Here is a 20,874-nt window from a genome sequence, read left to right on the forward strand (position 1 = left end):
ATGAAGACCGCCAATCCCTACCTCAACTTCGACGGCAACGCCAAGGAAGCCTTCGACCACTACCGCTCGGTGTTCGGCGGCGAGTTCGCCATGGTGCTGCGCTTTCGCGAATTCGGCGGCGAGGCGATGGGACTGGCCGGGGACATGCTCGACCGGATCGCCCACATCGCCCTGCCGCTGGGCGACAGCATGCTGATGGCCTCCGACGTGACCCGGCCCGAGGCTTTCAAGATCGGCACCAATACCTATGTCGCCGTGGAGGCGGACAGCGGCGAGGAGGCCGATCGCGTGTTCGACGGACTGTCGGCCGGCGGCGGCATCGAGATGCCGCTGCAGAAGACCGAGTGGGCCGAGAAGTTCGGCATCTGCGTCGACCGCTTCGGCGTGCAGTGGATGGTCAGCCATACCGGCGACGTGCAGTTCGGCCAAAGCTGAGCACGCCTGCCGGCGGCGCCCGGCCGCGGTGCGCCGCCGCGCCGGGCGCTATCCTTCGCACGATGCCCGTGCCGTACCTCGAGCGCCCGATCTGCGAACCGGTGGAACTGCGCCCCGGCGCGCGGATCCGCGTCGAGCGCGTGGTCCAGGGCGGCGAGGCCGCCGCCAGCGCGCCGTTCCCGCACTTCCACGACGTGCACGAGCTGGTGCTGTTCGGCGCCGTCTCCGGCACCTTCACCGCCGAAGGGCGGCGCTATGCGCTGGCACCCGGCGGCATCGCCTTCGTGCCGTCGATGCGCCGGCACGATTTCGCCCTGGCGCCCGGCCCGCGCGACTGGCTGCTGGTGCAGATCGACGCCGTCGCCGGCGAAACCCTGGCGCATGCGCCGGGGCTCGAACGACTGGCGCACGCGTTCTGCGCGCTGCCCGACGCCTCGCAACACGGGCGCGTGGCCATGCTCGCCGAATGGCTGGGCGGACTCGGCAACGACGATCCGCTCACCCAGCCGCTGGTGGAACTGCTGCTGCACGCCGCGGTGCGCGCACCCGCGGTCGCGGGCGAGACGCTGCCGGCCGACGCCGACGACCTCGAACGCCTGCGCCCGGCGATCGAACGCCTGCGCCGCGATCCCGCCCATGCGCCCTCGGCCGAACAGGCGGCGGCGCTGTGCGCGCTCTCGCCCGCCTATTTCAGCCGCCGCTTCAAGCGACAAGTGGGCCTGGCCTGGAGCGACTACGTCCGCACCCACCGCCTGCACCTGGCCAGCCAGCGCCTGCGCGACAGCGACCGCAGCATCGCCGCGATCGCCGAAAGCCTGGGCTTCTCCACCCCGTCGCACTTCGGCGAGCTGTTCCATCGCCGCTTCGGCACGACCCCCGCTGCCTATCGCCGCGCCGAGCACGTCCGGCGCGGCGTGCCGGACGCGCCGGCCTGAGCGGTCCGCTCAGGCCGCGGCCGCCTGACCTTGCGGGACCGGCCGCGGCGCACGCAGCACCTTGACCAGCGCCGCGGCCTCCTCGTTGCCGTAGCCGGCATCCGCCGCGCGGCGGAACAGGTCCGCGACGAACACGGGGAACTCGTCGTTGATGCCGGAATCGTGCGCCGCGCGCGCAATCCGCGCCGTCGCCTCCACGGAGATCTTGAGCGGGCTTTCGCCCACCGTGAAATCGCCCGACGCGATCACGCCGCCCTCGTGCCTCAGGAAGTCCGCGAACGTGGGCCCGATCTCCGACACCAGTTGGCCGTAGCGATCCACCGCGATGCCCTCCGCCTCGGCGATGCGCGCGCCGTGCAGGAAGCCGATCATGGCGCCGTAGATGTAGGACAGGGTGGCCATGTCCATGGCCGCGGCCGCGCCGGGATCCTCGCCCAGCCAGGTCAGGCCGCCGCCGAACACGCGCAGCAACGGCTCGTGCCGGCTCCACGCGGCCTGCGCGCCGGACAGCAGGATCGGCGTGTCCGGCCGGCCCATCTGGCTCGGTGCGGCCTGGATGGCGCCGTCCAGGTAGTCGGCGCCGCGCGCGCGCGCCCAGGCATCGGCCTCGCGTGCGTCCTGCACGCCGCCGGTGCTGAGTTCGATCAGCGTCCTGCCGCGGAAGGCGGCCGCGATCGCATCATCGCCGAGGATCGCGCGGGTGGCGGCGTGATCGTCCACGCACACCACCACCACGTCGCTGGCGCGTACCGCCGCCAGCACATCCGGTGCCCGCACCGCGCCCAGTGCGACCAGGGCATCGGCCCGCGCCGCCGTCCTGTTCCACACCGTCACCCGCCAGCCGGCCTCCAGCAGCAGCCGCGCCAGGGTGGCGCCCATCTGTCCCAGTCCGATCACCGTCGCTTCGTTCTTCATCACATGTCTCCTTCGTTGTGGCGCTGCCGCTGCATCGCGCCGTGCCTGGACCGCATCGCCGCGAGTGGCTGCGGACCGGATGCGATGTTGGGCGCACCCGGATCGCGCGTCGCGCAGGAACGGACGCGCATCGAGCACATCCGGACGATGGGACGCTGTGTCCGCGCTTTCGGGCCAACGAAATCCCGACAATCGCCGCATGCATTTCCAGGAGAACTCCATGCAAGCGCACCCGCCCGTGATCTCCACCGCTCCCACGCCGCCCGTTGCCGGACTGCGGGTGGAGCGCTTCATCACCCGCCCGGGCACCGTCGCGCTCGAGGCCGTGGCCGAACACCGCATCAAGGTGCACACCGGTGCGCCGGTCACCGGCAGCTGTGGCGCCGACCGCTTCCGCTACGCGCACGGCGACGTCGACCTGCTGCCCGCCGGCAGCGCCGACGCCTGGGAGGAGGACAGGTCCAGCACGTCGGTGCTGCTGCACTTCCCGCCGGCGCTGCTGCAGCGCTCGGCGGAAGACATCGGCCTGGACGGTGCCCATGCCGGCCTGGCCGCCCGCCACCAGTTCCGCGATCCGCAGATCGGGCACATCGCCTGGGCACTGGACGCCGATCGCCGGGCCGGCCGTCCGGGCGGCACGCTCTACGCCGAGAGCCTGGCGCTGGCGCTCACCGCGCACCTGCTCGCCCGCCATCGCACGTCGCAGACACCGATACATGGCCTGCCGCGGCCGCAGCTGCGGCGGCTGGTCGACTACGTCGATGCGCACCTCGACCAGGACCTGTCGCTGACACGGCTGGCCGGCGTGGCCGGCATCAGCGCCTCGCACCTGAAAACGCAGTTCAAGCGCGCGACGGGATTGCCGGTGCACGCCTATGTCGTGCGGCGGCGGGTGGAGCGCGCGGCGGCCCTGCTCAGGCGCCGCGAACTGCCGGCCGCCCGCATCGCGCTGGAAACGGGTTTCTCCCACCAGAGCCACATGGTGCGCTGCCTGCGCCGCGTCCTCGGCGCCGCGGCGCAGCCGCTGCTGCGGCGCACGTCCTGAAGACACGGCCGGCGACGCCGAAGCATCGAACAACGACTTCGCTCCGGTCGCACCAGAGCGCCTCACCGATCCCGATTTCCGATGAAACCGGCGATCGGTTCCGGCGGGTATCCTGCCTGCAACGGTCGTCGCGAACGGGGAATCCTCGATGAAGAAGGCGCTCGCCTGGGTGGTCGCATCGGCACTGGCCCTCGCGGTGCTCGTATTCGCCCTCGACCGGCTGACACCGTGGCCCCAGGCGCTGCTGATCCGATACGCGTTCGAGAAGGGCGGCACCGCGATGGCGCAGGCGCTCGAGAAACATGTACCGCCGGGAATCGCGGAGGTGCGGGACATCGCGTACCGCGACGACGATCGCGATGCCAGGCTCGACGTGTTCTACCCCGAGCGCATCGCCGGTACCGACGCGGTGCTGCCGACCATCGTCTGGGTCCACGGCGGCGCCTGGATCTCCGGCAGCAAGGAGGACGTCGCCAACTACCTGCGGATCCTCGCCGCGCACGGCTACACGGCCGTCGGCATCGACTACTCCATCGCGCCGGGCAAGCGCTATCCGCTGCCGGTGATCCAGGCCAACGACGCGTTGAAGTACCTCGCCGCCAATGCCGGGCGGCTGCATGTCGACAGGGACCGGTTCGTGCTCGCCGGCGACTCGGCCGGTTCGCAGATCGCCGCGCAGGTGGCGGCGCTGACCACCAGTCCCGCCTACGCGCGGATGATGCGGCTGTCGCCGGCGCTCGAGGCGAACCAGCTGAAGGCGACGGTGCTCGCCTGCGGCGCCTACGACCTGGCGCTGGTGGACTACGACGGCCCGTTCGGCGGCTTCCTGAAGACGGTGCTGTGGGCGTACACCGGGCGGAAGGACTTCCTCGACGATCCCGATCTCGCGTCGGCGTCGGTCGCCGATCACGTCACCGCGGATTTCCCGCCGACCTTTCTCACCGCCGGCAACGCCGACCCGCTGCAACCGCAGTCGCGGGAATTCGCCGCGCGGCTGGCGCACGCGGGCGTCGCCGTCGACACGCTGTTCTATCCCGCCGACCACGCGCCCGCGCTTCCGCACGAGTACCAGTTCGACCTCGACGGCGCCGACGGCCGGCAGGCGCTGGCACGGATCCTCGCGTTCCTGCAGGCGAACGCCCGGTAGACCGTTCGCCGACCGCTACGCAGTTGGCCGTGCCACCCGGGCTCAGCCGGTGCAGGCGGCCAGCCGCAGCCTGCGCGCGTCGCGGCGCGCCCACGCGTACACCAGCAGCCCCGCGACCGCGGTCGCCGCGCCGACGTAGCCGGTCGAGGTCCAGCCGAATCCGGCGGTGATCGCCATCCCGCCCAGCCACGGCCCCAGCGCGTTGGCGGCGTTGAACGCGGAATGGTTGGACGCGGCGGCCAGCGTCTGCGCGCCGCCGGCCACGTCCATCAGCTGCGTCTGCAGGATCGGCGCCAGCGCGCCCATGGTGCCCACCGCCACCACCGCCGGCAGCACCAGCCACGGCGAGTGCGCCGCGAACGGGAACGCCAGCAGGACCATGGCCGACCAGGCCAGCACCACCGCGGCGGCGCGGAACTGCAGGCGGTCGAACAGCCATCCGCCGGCCAGGCTGCCGATCACCCCGCCGATGCCGAACGCCACCAGCCCGAGCGGAATCCACGACTCCGCCACCCCGGTCACGTGCACCAGCGTGGGCGCCAGGTAGCTGAAGACGCAGAACATGCCGGAGAAGCCGATCGCGCCGATCGCCAGCGCCAGCCACACCTGCGACCGGTTGAAGTCGCGCAGCTCGCGGATCGGGTCCTGCCGCGGCTCGTCCGGATCCGGCGGCAGGAAGCGCGCCACCAGCACCACCGTCAGCACCGCGATGCCCGCCACCAGCGCGAAGGCCCAGCGCCAGTGGAACGTGTGCCCGAGCCAGGTGGCGAACGGATTGCCGACCAGCAGCGCGATCGCCAGGCCCAGCATCACCCGGCCGACCGCGGCGCCGCGCTGGTCGGGGCGGCTGATCGACGCCGCCACCAGCGCCGCCACGCCGAAGTACGCGCCGTGCGGCAGTCCGGCGATGAAGCGGATCGCCAGCAGCGCGTGATAGCCCGGCGCCAGCGCGGTGGCCACGTTGCCGAGCGCGTAGAAGCCCATCAGCGCCAGCAGCAGCGGCCGGCGCCGCAGCCGCGCGCCGAGGATCGCCAGCAGCGGCGCGCCCACCACCACGCCCAGCGCGTAGGCGCTGATCGCATGTCCGACCTGCGGCTCGCCGACCGCCAGCCCGCGCGCCAGGTCGGGCATCAGGCCCATCGGCACGAATTCGCTGGTGCCGATGGCGAACCCGCCCATCGCCAGCGCGAACAGGATCAGCGTGGTATCGCGCCGCGTGAGCGGCCGCGCGGTCCGGGTGCCGCTGTCTGCCATATCGGATCCCGCGAGGAAGTCACATCATTATTGTGCATTGCAACATCCACCGGAACCACCCCCGTCGGACACCACACCGTTCCGCGAAGCATCGTTGCCCGACATGCCACGGCCCAATACGTAGGAGCGCGCCATGCGCGCGATGCCGCGGGTATGGCGCCGCCATGCGATTCCGTCCACCGGCGCACCTTCCGGCTCGCGAGGGGACCGTCGATGACTGAGACCGGAGACGCCCGCGGCATCGCGCGCATGGCGCGCTCCTAAGAACGTCACCCGGGCGCCTTGGGCGCGCGCAACATCGCCTTGGCCGCGGTCTTGATCCTGGCCTGCGCCTCGATCGCCTCGGCGGCGGACGAGGCCTTCCAGTCCTCGTACTGGCGATCCAGGTCGGCCCGCTCCTCGGCCGTGAACAGGCGCCGCGCGGACGCGAACATCTCCTTCTCCTCCTCCTTCGCGTGGTGCTCGATGAACTCGGACAGCACCTTCACCGAACCGGCGAACTGCCGCGAGGTCGGCGGCGAGGCGTGCAGGTCCGGCAGCACCGCCAGCTCCACCGCGCGATGTTCCTGGATGGCCTCGGCATGCTGCAGCAGCTGGTCGTGGGACGCGCGCGCGGCGAAGGCCGGGTAGAACACCAGTTCCTCCCATTTTGCGTGCGGGATCAGGTGGGCTTCGATCCTGTCCAGCAGTTCGGCGCGCGTCTTCTCCGCGCGATCGGTGGTGGCGTTGATCTTCGCGAACAGGTCGCGAAGCGTGTCGTGCTCGCTCTTCAGCGTCTCGAGGATGTCGCGCATGGCGGTGTACCGTGGAAGGGGGAAGGGCTATCCAAATGCATCGCGGTTCACGCGGCCGTGAAGGCGCAGCGCGTTTTCCCGCACGCGCCATGCGCACGATGCCCCGACATCGCCGACACCGCACACCCGGTCACCCGTTCAGCCACACCGGTATCGCGAGCGTGGCCCGTTCCTGCGCACAGGCAGTGCATGCAAGCCGACGGAATGCGCCGCGCCTCGCGCCTTCGCGCCGCGTTGATGGCGCCGCGATCACGGTGAACAGGCATGAGCCTCACTGAATACAGGCGCAAGCGCCAATTCACCAAAACCCGCGAACCCGAGCCGGGCAAGCGGCTGCCGAAGGGACGGCGCGCGATCTTCGTGGTGCAGCTGCACCATGCGCGCCGCCGCCACTACGACCTGCGCCTGCAGGTCGGCGATGCGCTCAAGAGCTGGGCGGTGCCCAAGGGCCCGAGCTACGACCCCAAGGTCAAGCGCATGGCGGTCGAGGTGGAGGACCATCCGGTCGACTACGGCTGCTTCGAAGGGGAGATCCCGGAAGGCGAATACGGCGGCGGCCACGTCGCCCGGTTCGACCGCGGCATCTGGGCCACCGAGGGCGATGCCGAGGCGCAACTGGCGAAGGGGCACCTGCGCTTCGAGCTGTTCGGCGACAAGCTCAAGGGCGGCTGGCACCTGGTGCGCTCGGGCAAGTCCGGCAGCAAGCCGCAGTGGTTGCTGTTCAAGAACGACGACGCCTTCGCCGGCACGCTCGAGGCCGACGACCTGCTGGCGGGCGTCACCGCGCCTCCCAGGGCGGACGCCAGACGCGCCGGCAGCGGCAAGGCGTCGAAGAAGCGGCGCAAGACGGTGGCTCTCGCACGCCGGCGCAAGCGCGACTGGTCGAAGGCCGCCGCGGCGCTCACGCACGCGCGCAAGCGCAAGCCACCGGAAGGGCCGTTCGTGCCGCAGCTGGCACGGCTCGGGACCGCGCCGCCGAAGGGCGGGCAGTGGCTGCACGAACTCAAGTGGGACGGCTACCGGATCCTCGCCACCATCGACGACGGCCAGGTGCGGCTGTGGTCGCGCAACGCGCTGGAATGGAGCGACCGAATTCCGGAGATCCGCGCGGCGGTGGAACAACTGAACCTGACCTCCGCCGCCCTGGACGGCGAGCTGATCGCCGGCAGCGGCGCGCGCGAGGACTTCGGCCTGCTGCAGGCCACGCTCTCGGGCGAGAGGCAGGGCGCGCTGGCCTACGTGCTGTTCGACCTGCTGTACCTGGACGGCATCGACATCTCGGAAGCGCCGCTGGCCGAACGCAAGACACTGCTGCAGCAGGTGCTGGCCAAGCCGCCGCCGCACCTGGCCTTCAGCTCGCACATCGAGGGCGACGGCGAGGCCGCGTACGCGCTGGCGGGCGAGCGCCATTTCGAGGGCATCATCTCCAAGCGCGGCGACCGTCCCTACCGCGACGGACGCAGCGACGAGTGGCGCAAGACCAAGCACCTGGCGAGCGAGGAATACGCGGTGGTCGGCTACACCGCGCCCAAGGGCGCGCGCAGCGGGTTCGGATCGCTGCTGCTGGCGCGGCCGGATCCCGGGCACGGCTGGGCCTACACCGGCCGCGTCGGCACCGGCTTCAGCGAGCAACTCATCGAGGAACTGAGCCGGCGCATCGGCAAGGCCGGCCGCAAGGCGCCGACGGTGCACGTGCCGGAACACGACACCGACCTGCGCACGGCGAAGTGGTTCGCGCCGCGCTTCGTGGTGGAGGTGTTCTCGCGCGGCGCCGGGCGCAAGGGCCTGCTGCGCCAGGCCTCGCTCAAGGCGGTGCGCGCGGACAAGGACGTGGCCGACCTGCGGGATGGCGGCCGTGGCGCCGGCGCCCGCAAGAAGACACCGGCCAGGCGCGCGAAACCGGAAAACGACGCGGCACCGCGGCTCACCAGTCCCGGCAAGATCGTCTTCCCCGGCATCCGCGCCACCAAGCAGGACGTGGCCGACTACTACCAGGCGGTGATGGACCACGTGCTGCCGGAGATCGCCGGCCGGCCGCTCTCGGTCATCCGCTGCCCGAACGGCTCGGAAAAGCCGTGCTTCTTCCAGAAGCACCACACCGCGGGGCTGGAGGCGGTGTCGTTCGCCCGGCTCAAGGAGGAGGCCGGCAACAACGCCAACTACCTGGTCGTCGAGGACGCCGCCGGGCTGATGGAACTGGTGCAGTTCAACGCCCTGGAGCTGCATCCGTGGGGCGCGCGCGCCGATACGCCGGACCTGGCCGACCGCGTGGTGTTCGACCTCGACCCCGGCCCCGGGGTGCGGTTCGCCGAGGTCAAGGGCGCCGCCGTGCACGTGCGCAAGCTGCTGCGGCAGCTGGAACTCGACTCGTTCCTGCGCACCACGGGCGGCAAGGGCCTGCACGTGGTGGTGCCGCTCGATCCCGGCTGCGAATGGGACCTGGTGAAGCGCTTCGCGCACGGCTTCGCCGATGCCCTGGCCAAGTCCGAGCCGCTGCGGTTCGTCGCGGTGTCGACGCTGAAGCTGCGCAACCGGAAGATCTTCGTCGATTACCTGCGCAACGGCCGCGGCGCGACCGCCGTGGCGTCCTATTCGCTGCGTGCGCGCCCCGGCGCCCCGGTCGCGCTGCCGCTGGCCTGGAGCGAACTGTCCAAACTCAGGAAGGCCGACGCATTCACGATGCGCGACGTGCCGGCGCGGCTGAAGCGGCGGCGCAAGGATCCCTGGCAGGGCATCGAGACGGTGAAACAGGATCTTTCCCGGTGGTCGTCCGAGGACTGAGCCCCCGGGGCCGCGCGCGGGCCGGACGGATGAAACGCTATGCCGATCTCCACGGCGACAGCGGCGTGGTCGCGTACGCGCTGCCGCCCAGGGCGATCGCGGTGGAGTTCCGGTCCGGCGCGGTCTACGTGTACACCGCCGACAGCGCCGGTCCCGGCCGGCTCGCGCGCATGCGCAAGCTGGCGGCCGCCGGACGCGGCCTGAGCACCTACATCAGCCGGCACGCGCACGACCGCTACGCCGAGGTCCACGACGATCGTGCGCAGTGGGAATCCGCACCGGCATCACGGCACCCGGCGCCGAAGGCGTGAGCATGCCGCGTTCGTGACCGCGTTCGCGTTCGCGCGCGGGCGCACCCATGCGCGGCGCATTCAGCCGTGCGCGGTTCGCCGGTCGTGCACCCGGCCACGAAAAAACGTGCGCGAAATTCGCGGCGTCTTGATCCGGGTGCCGCGACACTCGATCTCCCGGCACGCGATGCGCATCGCGGCCGCGCCATCCGCCTCCACGGAGAATCCCATGTTCGCCCACAACAAGCGCCTGCAGTATTCGGTCCACGTGTCCGAGAGCAATCCCGGCCTCGCCAATCTCATGCTCGAGCAGTTCGGAGGCCCGCAGGGCGAACTCGCCGCGGCGATGCGCTACTTCACCCAGGCGCTGGCCGAGGACGATCCCGGGCGCAAGGACATGCTGCTCGACATCGCCACCGAGGAGCTCAGCCATCTGGAGGTGATCGGCACGATCGTGGCCATGCTCAACAAGGGCGCCAAGGGCCGCCTGGCCGAAGGCGTGGAGGAGGAGGCCGAGCTGTTCCGCTCGCTGCAGGGCGCCGGCAACGACTCCCACCTCACCCAGGTGCTGTACGGCGGCGGGCCCGCGCTCACCAACTCCGGCGGCCAGCTGTGGACGGCCGGCTACATCGACAGCATCGGCGACCCCGCCGCCGACCTGCGCTCCAACATCGCCGCCGAGGCGCGCGCCAAGATCGTCTACGAGCGCCTGATCAACGTCACTTCCGATCCGGGGGTCAAGGAAGCGCTCGGCTTCCTGATGACGCGCGAGATGTCGCACCAGAAGTCGTTCGAGAAGGCGCTGTACTCGATGGATCCCAACTTCCCGCCGGGCAAGCTGGCCGGCATGCCGGAGTTCGAGGAGATGTACGTCAACACCTCGCAGGGAGAAGGCGACATGCGCGGTCCCTGGAACAGCGACCGCAACTTCGACTACGTCGACGATCGCGAGCAGTTCCTGGGAATGGACGGCGGCGACGGCCTGCCGAAGGTGAAGCTGTCGCGCAAGGAGAAGAGCGCGGTCGACGCGATGGCCGTGCGCACCCGTTCGGATCCGGAGACCGACCCGATCACCGGCATCGAGCTGGGCAAGGCCGAGGGCACGATGGCGAAGACCGCCGCGGTCAAGCAGCAGGCGCCGGACGCGCCGGCGCAGCCGACGAAGCGCGCGCGCAAGCCCAGGAAGTAGTCCGCCTGCAGCCGCTGCCCGTAGGGTGCCCGTAGGGGCGCGCCATGCGCGCTCCTACGGAGCGGTGTCGGCGCTGTCGCTTTCCAGGCCACCGGCATACAGCCGCTGGCAGGCCTCGCAGAAGAAGGCGCGGCGTCGCGCCCGGCCCAGGTACTTGCGGTAGCTCAGCCGATGGCCGTCGCGCGGACAGATCGTCTTCGTGTGCACCCGGTAGTGCTGCCGCAGCACGAACGCCCGCTTCCAGCGCAGGAAATCGAAGCTGTACTCGCGCGCCTGGTCGATCAGCTCCGACAGCTTGCGCGGCGGCAGCGCGCCGATGCGGCTTTCCGGATGTACGCGGATGCGGCGCAGCACCTCGCGCCGGGCGAAACCCGCGGCCGCTTCCCTGAGGATGACGATGGAAGGGCCCTCGGGATGCACGGCAGTATCGGGTGGGCGGTGAGGCCGGCGTCAACCGGTGCGGCATACCTCGCGGCCTGAGCAACGGTTCCGTAGGATGGGACGGCTCGCGGCCGTCGCCGGTTGCCGTATAGGGCGCGCACCCACCCACAACGCGGAGACCCGATCATGTTGCATCGCTGCTGGTGGTCCTGTTGCCTGGCGGCCGTGCTGGCCGTCACCGGCGATCTTCACGCCGCCGAACCCGTGGGCATGGTGCGCGTCGCGTTCGACCGCGACGGCGTCACCGAGATCCGCGCCAAGGGCCTGGCCGACGTTGCTGCCGGGCGCGCGATCGGCGCGGAGGACCCGGTGCGGATCGCATCGATCTCGAAGCTGGTCACCGCGATCGCCGTGATGCGGCTGGTGGAGGCCGGCGAGCTGGACCTGGACGCCGACGTGTCGGACCTGCTCGGCTGGTCGCTGCGACACCCGCGACATCCCGACCGGCCCATCACCCTGCGCCTGCTGCTGTCGCACCGCTCCGGCCTGACCGACGCGGCCGGCTACTACGCGGTGCCGCTGGACGGCGCGCTGAAGGACATCCTGGACGATCCCCGCGCATGGGACGCGGCGCATGCGCCGGGCACGTACTTCCGCTACACCAACCTCAACTTCCCGCTGGTCGCCGCGGTGATGGAGAACGCCACCGGCGAGCGCTTCGACCGGCTGATGGACGCGCTGGTGCTGCGCCCGTTGGGGATCGCCGGCTGCTTCAACTGGGAACTGTGCGACACCGCCACCGCCGCGCGCGCCGTGGTGCTGTACGACGCCGAGGGCACGCCGGTGCGCGACGACAACCGCGGCCGCAAGCCGGCGTGTCCGGTCAACCGCGCCAGCAACGGCGATTGCGACCTGGCGCAATGGCGCGCCGGGGTGAACGGCGCGCTGTTCTCGCCGCAGGGCGGGCTGCGCATCTCCGCGAACGGGCTCGCCAGGATCGGCCGGCTGCTGCTCGGCGACGGCAGCGTCGACGGCGTGCGCCTGCTGCGGCCCGAATCGGTACGCACGCTGGTGCAGCCGCTGTGGACCTGGGCGCCCGGCAACGGCATCACCTTCGAGGAAGACGACAGCGGGCAGTCGCGGCAGGGTTTCATGTGCCGCTACGGCCTGGCCGTGCAAATCCTGGCCACGCCGCGCGATGGTTGCCGCGACGACCCGTTCGGCAATGGCGTACCCCGCGTCGGACATGCCGGCGCCGCCTATGGCCTGCTGTCGGGGCTGTGGGTGGACCGCGAGGCCGGTACCGGCGTGGCCTACTTCGCCACCGGCATGCCCGACGCGCCTGTCGGCGCGCATTCCGCGTTCACCGCGATCGAGGAACGGATGGCGCGCGACGAGTGGTGATCGGTAACCGCCGTCATTACTTGCGACGCCGCCGCCGTGCAAATGGGAACGACGAGATCCCCTCCTGCAAAGGCACCACCGCCCCGCCTGCGCGGGAATGACGGAGCACGGGGTGCGGAACTACTTAACCATCAGTCCACAACGACGGAACACGGCACGGAGAACAGATCGACCAATCTACACATCGTCATTCCCGCGTAGGCGGGAAGCGCCTTACAACAGCCCGAAGGGCTGGTCATCCAGGGGCTTTCTGCCATCGCCGGCACCCTTTCCGGCCCGGCGATCGAAGCATCCGAGCCCCGCACCGTGGTTCCACTCGGACGACCACGGCCGCACGCCCGGCCGAGTATCGGCGGTGTCCGTGGTGAAGGCCGCACACAAACGGAAGCCGCGCTCGCCCGTGATCTCGTAGCCGTAGGGCGTGCCGTCCACCGGATCGGCGATCGCCAGCCGCTGTCCCGGCTGGCCGGCCAGGATGGCGAGGTCCGGCGGAAGCGCGTCGTGCTGCTCGTAGTAGTGGTCGACCACATCGGCAATGCGCTGCAGGTCGTGAACGCGCCGGTTGTCGAGTTTCGCCTCGCGCTGCGCGGCCGGTGTGCCCATCACCGCAACCGCGGCGACGACCGCCACAATCGCGACCCCGCCCGCGGCGACCAGCAGCCAGCGCCCGGCGCTCACGTTTCCTTCTCCTCGCGCCGCAGGTCCAGCAGGTAGTAGCCGAAGATCGCGCCGGCGATCACCGCCGCCACCAGCACCTTGAGCACGAAGCGCAGCGTCAGCTCGCCGCCGAGCAGGTTGTAGACCAGCGTGATCATGTCGCCGACGAGCACCGCCGCGGCCAGGAACAGGGTCAGGTACGTCAGCCAGCGGCGCACCGTCGACAACCGCTTGACCGGGTTGCGCGCCAGCTCCCTGCCCAGGTAGTGCGCGACATAGAGGAACACCGGGAACGCGATGATCACCGAGGCGGTCGACCAGCGCATCGACCGTGCGAGGCCGCCGACGACGTAGTCGGGATCGGCCGGATCGGGCAGCGCGCGGTTGATCAGGTCGAACAGCAGGCTGCCGAGGTGGTACGCGGCGACGTAGAGCGTGGCGAACAACACCAGGTAGAGGAAGGCCTCGCGCGCCGACAGGTACGGCCGCGGCCGCGGAACCGGCACGGAGAACGGAACCTCGGCATAGGCGCCGAGCGCGCTGCGGACCTGCTCGGGCGGCCACTCCGCCGCGGTCAGCGCCGCCTCGACCGCCGCTCTCGACTCGCCCCTCGCGAGGGCCTCGCGGACGAACCACTCCAGATCCTGCGTTGCCGAGGCCATGCCCTGTTCCTTGCCGGTTGCGGACGGCCAATCTAGCAGGTCCGGGACCGGCACCAGACCGGCAACCGCGCGCCTGGCACGATGGCAGCCCGGTGCTTTCGCGTCGACAAGGAACCCTCGCAGCACGCTGCTTCCGTAGGAGCGCGCCATGCGCGCGATACCCCCGAACCTTCCGGTACCGCGCACCCGGCGACTCCGCGCGGCCACACCGATGTGCGCCGACGGGGGCCGCGCCGGTCCTGCGCGGGCGGCGGTTGTCTCCGGCATGGTGCGGCTGCACGCGCACGGACCCGACGGGAACGTCGCCCTGGGACGGACCGCGTCGAACCGGCGTGATTCATCAAGGGATCACGGGCGCCTAACCGGCGCCGTCGCAGGGTGGCGGCAACCTCACGTCAGGAGACCCGCCATGCCGTATCACAGCATCGCCGAGCTGCCCGACAACGTCCGCGACCACGTGCCCAGGCACGCGCAGGAGATCTACAAGGAAGCCTTCAACAGCGCCTGGGAGCAGTACGACAAACCGGACGAACGCCGCGGCGACGCCTCGCGCGAGGAGACCGCGCACAAGGTGGCGTGGTCCGCGGTAAAGGACAAATACGAAAAGGGCGACGACGGCAACTGGCACACCAAGTAGCGGCACCGTACGCGATGCCGGCGCGGGTGGCTTGCGCGGGGCAGCCCAGTGACCTGTGGGAGCGACGGAAGTCGCGACTGCGCAGGCGCCGGCTGTCGCGACTTCCCGGCGGCGGCATGCCGCCGCCACTCCCACAAGGGCGACCCGGCTCGTCGCATTGCACGGATGCCGCGGGCGATGCGCGCTCCTAGGGATGCCCGGCCCGCAGCGGGATGTCCGGGCAACGCCGCACGACGGCTGCCGGCGCGGCCGCCTTCATCCCGAACAGCGGCCGCAGCAGGCGCACGCGGCGGACCAGGTATTCGGTGATCAGCAGGCAACCGGCGACGGTGATGGCGATCACCAACAGCGGTTCGGCCACCGGCCCGAGCGACAGCTGCGCCAGCCAGTACCCGGCGACGACGGTGATGGTCTGATGCAGCACGTACCAGGGATAGACCGCCTGGCTGGCGTACGGCAGCCAGCGGAACGGCCGGTTCAGCAGGTGATGGCCCCAGGCCATCACCAGCAGGATCCAGGTCCAGCTGTTCAGGCGCCTGGCGAACGCGTATGCCGCCCACGCGAGCTCCGACCCGGAGTCCGGCCCGGTCCCCACCAGCAGCGCGAGGAATGCGGCGAACGTCGCCGCCGCCGCGCCCAGCAGCCACCAGCGGCGGCGGCGCAGTTCCGCCCACAGGCCGGCGTCCGCGCCGATCCAGTAGCCGAACAGGAACATCGGCAGGTAGATCGCGTGGTTGTGCCAGTCGTGGATCAGGTCGTGCGTGGCCGGGAAGCGCCCGGCCAACAGCCAGGTCGCCGCGGCGAGGGGCAGCACCGGCAGCAGCCACAGCCGCAGGCCGCGCAGGCCGCGAAACCAGTTGCGCAGCGCATGGCCGACGCGGCTGTCGAGCAGCGGCAGCAGCGCCGCCAGTAGCAGCGAGTACGCCAGCAGGTACGGCAGGTACCACAAGTGGTTCCAGGTGATGCCGATGTCCGAGCCGTCGAATGCGCCGGCAGGCCACGACTGGAACGTGAAGTAGTGCAGCAGGAACTGCGCATAGTTGCCCTCGAAGGCGCCGTTGGACAGCGCCTGCAGGTAGGCCTGCGGCGGCACCACCACCGCCATGCCGAATGCCAGCGGCAGCAGCAGGCGCTTGAGCCGGTCGCGGGCGAAGCCCGCCCCGCCCGTGCCGCGCAGCAGGAAGTTGACCGCCAGCCCGGAGATCAGGAACAGCAGCGACATTCGCCACGGGTTCACCGCCAGCATCGGCCACTTCAGCCAGTCCGCGGTGTAGGCCGACTTGACGTGCCAGCCCCAGTCGGCCACGTAGAACATGCCGGAGTGATAGAGGATCAGCAGCGCGAAGGCGAGCACGCGCAGCGCATCGATGTCGTGGCGGCGCGGCTGGCCGGGAACGGTCGGGGATGTGGATGACATGGCGGGACTCGTCCGGTTCGGGACCGTCAGCGTCCGGCCGCGGCGGCGTGCCCGAAAGCGGAAAGTGACGCCACGCGGCGCCCGTGGGACGAGTGGCGGACGGCAGGGACGAACCATGGCCGTCCCTCCGTGATGCCCGCCCCCCTCCGTAGAGCGGAGCTTGCTCCGCTGCTCTTGGCTTCGGAGACGGGAGCAGCGGAGCAAGCTCCGCTCTACACTGCGCAGGCCGGGCACGGTCCGCCCGGACGGAACCACCGTGCAGCCACAGACCTACCTCCGGCACCGACACCCGTTCGAGGCGGGTTTCTGGATCCTGATCCTCGGCATCCACGCCGTTGCCAACAGCATCACCACCAACATCGACATCGCCCGCTCCGGATCGGCGGAGATCGCACGCTGGGAGCCATGGGCGTGGGAGTGGTCCAGTGCGCTGGTCCTGCTGGCGCTGGTGCCGGTGCTGCTCGCGTTCGAACGCCGCTTTCCCCTGCAGCGCGGGCGGATTGCACGCAGTGCCGCCGCGCACCTGGCCTTCAGCGTGCCGTTCTCGCTGCTGCACGTGGCCGGCATGGTCGCCCTGCGCGAGGTCGTCTACGCCTGGATGGGGTCGGATTACCGCTTCGGCGACCTGGCCACCAATCTCGGCTACGAATACCTCAAGGACGTGCGCACCTACGGCTACTTCCTGCTCGCCATTTACCTGTACCGCTTCGTGCTGCGCCGCTGGCAGGGCGAGGCCGGGTTCCTCACCGAGGGCCGCGAGGGCCTGCCCGCGCAGCCGGTGACCGACCGCTTCCTGATCAAGAAGCTGGGCCGCGAGTTCCTGGTGCGGGTGGAGGACATCGACTGGATCGAGGCCGCCGGCAACTACGTCACCCTGCACGTCGGCGAGCGCCTGTACCCGCTGCGCGAGACCATGGCCGGCATCCAGGTCCGGCTCGACGGCCGCGGCTTCGCCCGCGTGCACCGCAGCGCCATCGTCAACCTCGACCGGGTGCGCGAGATCGAGCCCTTCGACACCGGCGACGCCCGCGCGCACATGCACGGCGGCGGCACCGTGCCGGTGAGCCGGCGCTATCGCCAGGCATTGAAGGAGCAGCTGGCGTGAACACGCCCGCTCATGCGTCCAGCCGATACCCGGCGCCGCGCAGGGTGACGATGTGCCGCGGCCGGGCCGGGTCGGTCTCCAGCTTGCGGCGCAGCTCCCACATGTGGGTGTCGACCGTGCGGGTCATGATCGACGACGAGTAGCCCCAGACCGCCTTCATCAGGTCAAGCCGGGAAACGACCTCGCCGCGCCGCCGCAGCAGCTGCACGAGCAGCGCGAACTCCTTCGGACGCAATGCCACCGGCGCACCCGCCTTCGATACCCTGCGCGCGGCGACGTCGACCTCGATGTCGCCGAACCGGAAAGTCGGCGCCCCGGCCGCGTCCGCACGCTCGCCGACCGACTGCCGACGCAGCAGCGACTCGATGCGCGCCAGCAGCTCGAGCAACCCGAAGGGCTTGGTGACGTAGTCGTCCGCGCCGAGCCGCAGGCCCCGCACCTTGTCCGCCTCGTTGCCGCGGGCGGTCAGGATGAGGACCGCCGTCCGCTTGTCGCGCTCCCGTAGCCGGCGCAGGACGTGCATGCCGTCGATCCTGGGCAGCGTCAGGTCCAGCACCAGCAGGTCCGGACGCCAGCAGGCGGCCAGCTCCAGCGCACGCTCGCCATCGCCGGCGATGTCCACCTCGTAGCCGTCGATCTCGAGGTTGTTGCGCAGGCCGATCGCCAGATCGGCGTCGTCTTCCACCACGAGTACGCGCGTCATGGCCGCACCGCTCCGGTTTCCTGCCCGGACTCGCCTGCCAGCGGCAGCACGATGACGAACCTCGCCCCGCCTCCGGGCGCGTCCTCCACCGCGCATCGTCCGCCGTGCCGCGAGACCAGCTCGCCGACCACCGCCAGGCCGATGCCGGTGCCGGACACGGCCGAACGCCGGTCGCGGTCGAGCCGGAAGTACGGCCGCCATATCCGATCGCGGTCGTCCGGCGGCACGCCGGGACCGGCGTCGTCCACCTGCAGGCGGACCGCGCCCGCGTCCTCGCCCAACCGGATGCGGACCGGTGCCGCCGCGCCGCCGTACTTGCAGGCGTTGTCGAGCAGGTTGAGCAGCACCTGCCGGAACGCGTCCGGGCCGATCCTCGCCTCGATGTCGGGCCCGGCCGCCAGCTCGATCGGCGGAACCGCTCCCTGCGCGGAACGGAACTCGTCGACGACCTCGCGGGCGAGCGCAGCCACGTCGACCCGCTCGTCCGCAGCCCCATCCTGTTCTCCGTGGCGGTTGCCGGGCCGGCGGGAGAACTGCAGCACGTTGTCGACCAGCAGCGACAGCCGGCGCGCCGCGCGGTCGAGCGCCTGCAGCGCCGACTTTCGCTCCTCGTCGTTCCGCACCCGGTCCAGCAGCAGGGTCTCCGCGAACATGCGAATCCGGGTCACCGGCGTCCGCAGTTCGTGCGAGGCACGGGCGATGAAATCCTCCCGTGCCAGGGCGTGGCGCTGCTCGCGCCTGAACTGGAAGAACGCCGCCAGGAAGAGGCCCATGCACAGCGCGAACAACCCGACCAACCACCCGGTCCTCGAGAGCGGGAGCCCGCCGATCACCAGTCGTTCGGCGGCGGACGGCGCCATCGCCACCGCCACCGAAAATCCCGGCAGTGCCCCGCTGCGCGCCCGTTCCCCCATGTCCCGCACCGCCAACGGCGCATCGCCGTCGTGTCCCGGATGCGAGGAGAACACCACATGCTCCGTCCGCGAACGCACGACCACCGTCATCGACGCCTCGGTCGCACCGCGTTCCACCAGCGTCTGCGGCAGCAGCGGATCGCCGAGCGCGTGCTCGGACAACCAGGCGCCGACCCGGTCCAGGCGCGCCTCGAAGCCGACCAGTTGCCGCTCCGGCCCCGCGGTCCGCTCGCCGGCGACGACGAACAGCCGCAGCCGGCTGCCGTCGTCGACTTCGACGAGCCGGAACTGCGGCGCGGCCTCACCGGGAGCGGCCCGCGACAGGCGCGTCAGCTGCCTGCCGAGGTCCCGCGGCACGTCCATGTCGCGTGCTTCCAGATGCCCCTCCGGCCCCGATTGCCTGAACATGCCTCCCACCAGTTCGGCGGCCCGCCTGGAACGCGGCGGAATCGCGGCGGCCAGCGATTGCGGAGCAGGCAATGCGCCGTCGCGCGCTACCGTATCGGCCAGTCCACGGATCGCCATCGCGAAACCGTAGTCGCCGATGTACGTGGTCGCACGCCGCACGAACTCCTCGGCGGCGAGATCCGCGTAGTCGTGCAGCACGGCCTCGGCCAGGGCGCGATGCGACCTGTCCGTCGACACCGCCTGGTAGGCGAGCGCCACCGTGAGCACCGCGCTCGACAGCAACAGGACCAGCGACAGCCCTCCTGTCGCAAAGACGTCCCTGGCGAGCGGCCGGCGCATGGTCCCGAGTCTGGTCGTCGAGATCCGGCCCGGCAAGCGCCCGCATCCCTTGCCGCAGCAGGCGTGCGGCGATTTGACGCAATTCTGACACTCCCGGACCCGACCTGGTCCCGGCTGCGGCTGCCCGCCGCCAACATGCCGGGAACGTCCATTGCGGAAACCGCCCCATGCATCGTATGCACGTCCTTGCCGCCACCGCCCCGGCCCGACGCGGCAGATCGATCGCGATCATCGTTCTTGCCTTCGCCGCGGTCGCGCTGGCCGCGGTGATGTTCCCCGCCGCAAATACCTCCGGCGCTCCGCCTGCGGGTGCCCCCGGTGCGACGCCGCCGCTGCGGCAATCGTTCGACATGCAGGTGCCCGCGCCGCCGACACCGGTCACCGTCGCGGGAAGGCCGAAACTCGTGTACGAGCTGCACCTCACCAACTTCGCGTCGGCGCCGCTGGTCCTGCAACAGGTGGAAGTGCTGGACGCGCGCGATGCGACCGTCGTCGCCGTCGTGCGCGACGACGCCCTCGACCGTCGCATGGACCGGCCGCATGCACCCGCCGGTACCGGCCCGCGCACCATCGCGCCCGGCATGCGCGGGGTGCTGTACTTCGAACTCGCGGTCGATGACGACACGCTGCCGCGCATTCTGGAGCACCGGATCGCATTCCACGACGTCGGCCGGCAGACGCAAGCGCCGGCGATCGTCCGAGGTGGACGCGTTGCCGTAAGGACCGGGGTCCCGATTTTGCTGGGACCGCCGTTACGCGACGGGCCATGGGCGGCGGTCTACGATCCATCCTGGAAACGCGGCCATCGCCGGGTCGTCTATACGTTCGAAGGGCGCGCCCGAATCCCGGACCGTTTCGCGATCGACTGGGTCAAGCTCGACGCGGCCGGCCGTCGCGCCCGCGGCGACGAGGACGTGGTGGGCAACTGGTACGGCTACGGCGCCGACGTCCTGGCGGTGGCGGACGCCGCGGTCGTGGCGACCCGCAACGACATTCCGGAAAGCGCCACCCTGTCCGGCCGCCTGCAGTACCGGTTCGAGGACGGCGCCGGCAACCATGTCGTCCTGGATCTCGGGCGCGACCGCTACGCGTTCTACAAGCACCTCAAGCCGGGCAGCGTCCGCGTCGCGCCCGGCGAACGCGTTCGGCGCGGACAGGTGATCGGTGCGGTCGGCTTCTCCGGCCATGCCGGCGGCCCGCAGCTGCATTTCCACGTTGCCGACGCCGACTCGCCCCTCGGCGCTGCCGAGGGCCTGCCTTTCGCGCTCGCGGACTTCGACGTGCTGGGCACCTATGACGACTTCGACACGCTCGGCAACGCGCCATGGACGCCTCTGGGCGACGAGATGGCGGCGAGACGCACCCGGGAACTGCCGGCGCCGATCACCGTCGTCGATTTCGGGACGAACGGATCGCAATGACGTCCTCGGTCCCGCACGCACGCCTCAGCCGGCGCTGACGT

The 20,874-nt window shown here is 70.9% G+C and carries 19 protein-coding genes and 1 pseudogene; 11 read left to right on the forward strand and 9 right to left on the reverse strand.

Features of this window, described 5'->3' with window-relative positions:
* Window positions 1–435, forward strand: a complete 435-nt coding sequence (locus tag AB5T46_RS10440) for a VOC family protein (RefSeq protein WP_370563865.1) — start codon at window positions 1–3, stop codon at window positions 433–435.
* 62 nt (window positions 436–497) lie between these two features.
* Complete coding sequence (locus AB5T46_RS10445) at window positions 498–1,370, forward strand: helix-turn-helix transcriptional regulator (protein ID WP_370563866.1); 873 nt, start codon at window positions 498–500, stop codon at window positions 1,368–1,370.
* 9 nt (window positions 1,371–1,379) lie between these two features.
* On the opposite strand, the gene AB5T46_RS10450 is transcribed toward AB5T46_RS10445, so the two are convergent.
* Complete coding sequence (locus AB5T46_RS10450) at window positions 1,380–2,579, reverse strand: NAD(P)-dependent oxidoreductase (RefSeq protein ID WP_370563867.1); 1,200 nt, start codon at window positions 2,577–2,579, stop codon at window positions 1,380–1,382.
* Here AB5T46_RS10450 and AB5T46_RS10455 point away from each other — a divergent pair.
* Both AB5T46_RS10455 and AB5T46_RS10460 read left to right on the forward strand, forming a co-directional pair.
* On the forward strand, window positions 2,506–3,330 hold the full coding sequence (locus AB5T46_RS10455; RefSeq protein WP_370563868.1) for a helix-turn-helix domain-containing protein: 825 nt from the start codon (window positions 2,506–2,508) through the stop codon (window positions 3,328–3,330). The genes AB5T46_RS10450 and AB5T46_RS10455 overlap by 74 nt on opposite strands.
* A 148-nt stretch (window positions 3,331–3,478) precedes the next feature.
* Window positions 3,479–4,477 carry an alpha/beta hydrolase gene (locus AB5T46_RS10460; RefSeq protein ID WP_370563869.1) on the forward strand — a complete coding sequence of 333 codons (999 nt, stop codon included), beginning with the start codon at window positions 3,479–3,481 and terminating at the stop codon, window positions 4,475–4,477.
* A 42-nt stretch (window positions 4,478–4,519) separates the two neighbouring features.
* On the opposite strand, the gene AB5T46_RS10465 is transcribed toward AB5T46_RS10460, so the two are convergent.
* Entirely contained in the window at window positions 4,520–5,731 is a 1,212-nt protein-coding gene (locus tag AB5T46_RS10465) for an MFS transporter (protein WP_370563871.1), read from the reverse strand.
* 269 nt (window positions 5,732–6,000) lie between these two features.
* Window positions 6,001–6,525: a hemerythrin domain-containing protein gene (locus tag AB5T46_RS10470; RefSeq protein ID WP_370563872.1), complete on the reverse strand. Its 525-nt coding sequence runs from the start codon at window positions 6,523–6,525 to the stop codon at window positions 6,001–6,003.
* A gap of 264 nt (window positions 6,526–6,789) precedes the next feature.
* On the opposite strand from AB5T46_RS10470, the gene ligD reads away from it, so the two are divergent.
* From ligD to AB5T46_RS10485, 3 genes are all read left to right on the forward strand, one after another.
* A complete protein-coding gene (gene ligD, locus AB5T46_RS10475; RefSeq protein ID WP_370563873.1) occupies window positions 6,790–9,306 on the forward strand; it encodes a DNA ligase D in 2,517 nt (838 codons plus the stop codon).
* A gap of 29 nt (window positions 9,307–9,335) precedes the next feature.
* Complete coding sequence (locus AB5T46_RS10480) at window positions 9,336–9,617, forward strand: hypothetical protein (RefSeq protein ID WP_370563874.1); 282 nt, start codon at window positions 9,336–9,338, stop codon at window positions 9,615–9,617.
* Between the two features lie 208 nt (window positions 9,618–9,825).
* Complete coding sequence (locus tag AB5T46_RS10485; RefSeq protein WP_370563875.1) at window positions 9,826–10,785, forward strand: manganese catalase family protein; 960 nt, start codon at window positions 9,826–9,828, stop codon at window positions 10,783–10,785.
* A 54-nt stretch (window positions 10,786–10,839) separates the two neighbouring features.
* Here AB5T46_RS10485 and AB5T46_RS10490 read toward each other — a convergent pair.
* Window positions 10,840–11,148, reverse strand: a pseudogene (locus AB5T46_RS10490) (endonuclease); the annotation flags it as partial.
* 204 nt (window positions 11,149–11,352) lie between these two features.
* Between AB5T46_RS10490 and AB5T46_RS10495 the strand changes: the two are divergent.
* Entirely contained in the window at window positions 11,353–12,570 is a 1,218-nt protein-coding gene (locus tag AB5T46_RS10495; protein ID WP_370563876.1) for a serine hydrolase domain-containing protein, read from the forward strand.
* Between the two features lie 213 nt (window positions 12,571–12,783).
* Here the strand turns inward: AB5T46_RS10495 and AB5T46_RS10500 are convergent, their stop codons facing one another.
* Both AB5T46_RS10500 and AB5T46_RS10505 read right to left on the reverse strand, forming a co-directional pair.
* Window positions 12,784–13,248: a hypothetical protein gene (locus AB5T46_RS10500; protein ID WP_370563877.1), complete on the reverse strand. Its 465-nt coding sequence runs from the start codon at window positions 13,246–13,248 to the stop codon at window positions 12,784–12,786.
* Window positions 13,245–13,889: a DUF5671 domain-containing protein gene (locus AB5T46_RS10505; RefSeq protein ID WP_370563878.1), complete on the reverse strand. Its 645-nt coding sequence runs from the start codon at window positions 13,887–13,889 to the stop codon at window positions 13,245–13,247. Before AB5T46_RS10505 ends, AB5T46_RS10500 begins: the two co-directional genes overlap by 4 nt.
* Before the next feature lie 409 nt (window positions 13,890–14,298).
* Here AB5T46_RS10505 and chaB point away from each other — a divergent pair, with 409 nt between their 5' ends.
* A complete protein-coding gene (chaB, locus tag AB5T46_RS10510; protein WP_370563879.1) occupies window positions 14,299–14,526 on the forward strand; it encodes a putative cation transport regulator ChaB in 228 nt (75 codons plus the stop codon).
* 187 nt (window positions 14,527–14,713) lie between these two features.
* Here chaB and AB5T46_RS10515 read toward each other — a convergent pair whose 3' ends face one another.
* On the reverse strand, window positions 14,714–15,943 hold the full coding sequence (locus AB5T46_RS10515; RefSeq protein WP_370563880.1) for an acyltransferase family protein: 1,230 nt from the start codon (window positions 15,941–15,943) through the stop codon (window positions 14,714–14,716).
* A 256-nt stretch (window positions 15,944–16,199) separates the two neighbouring features.
* On the opposite strand from AB5T46_RS10515, the gene AB5T46_RS10520 reads away from it, so the two are divergent.
* On the forward strand, window positions 16,200–17,048 hold the full coding sequence (locus tag AB5T46_RS10520; RefSeq protein WP_370563881.1) for a LytTR family DNA-binding domain-containing protein: 849 nt from the start codon (window positions 16,200–16,202) through the stop codon (window positions 17,046–17,048).
* Window positions 17,049–17,058: 10 nt separating this feature from the next.
* Here the strand turns inward: AB5T46_RS10520 and AB5T46_RS10525 are convergent, their stop codons facing one another.
* A complete protein-coding gene (locus tag AB5T46_RS10525; protein WP_370563882.1) occupies window positions 17,059–17,751 on the reverse strand; it encodes a response regulator transcription factor in 693 nt (230 codons plus the stop codon).
* Window positions 17,748–19,412, reverse strand: coding sequence for a sensor histidine kinase (locus AB5T46_RS10530; protein ID WP_370563883.1), 1,665 nt, complete (start codon window positions 19,410–19,412; stop codon window positions 17,748–17,750). The genes AB5T46_RS10525 and AB5T46_RS10530 overlap by 4 nt, the downstream gene beginning before the upstream one ends.
* A 167-nt stretch (window positions 19,413–19,579) precedes the next feature.
* Here AB5T46_RS10530 and AB5T46_RS10535 point away from each other — a divergent pair, with 167 nt between their 5' ends.
* A complete protein-coding gene (locus AB5T46_RS10535) occupies window positions 19,580–20,833 on the forward strand; it encodes a M23 family metallopeptidase (RefSeq protein ID WP_370563884.1) in 1,254 nt (417 codons plus the stop codon).
* The last annotated feature ends 41 nt before the right edge of the window (window positions 20,834–20,874 follow it).

This window comes from Luteimonas salinilitoris (genome assembly GCF_041300785.1).
Lineage (GTDB): Bacteria > Pseudomonadota > Gammaproteobacteria > Xanthomonadales > Xanthomonadaceae > Luteimonas > Luteimonas salinilitoris.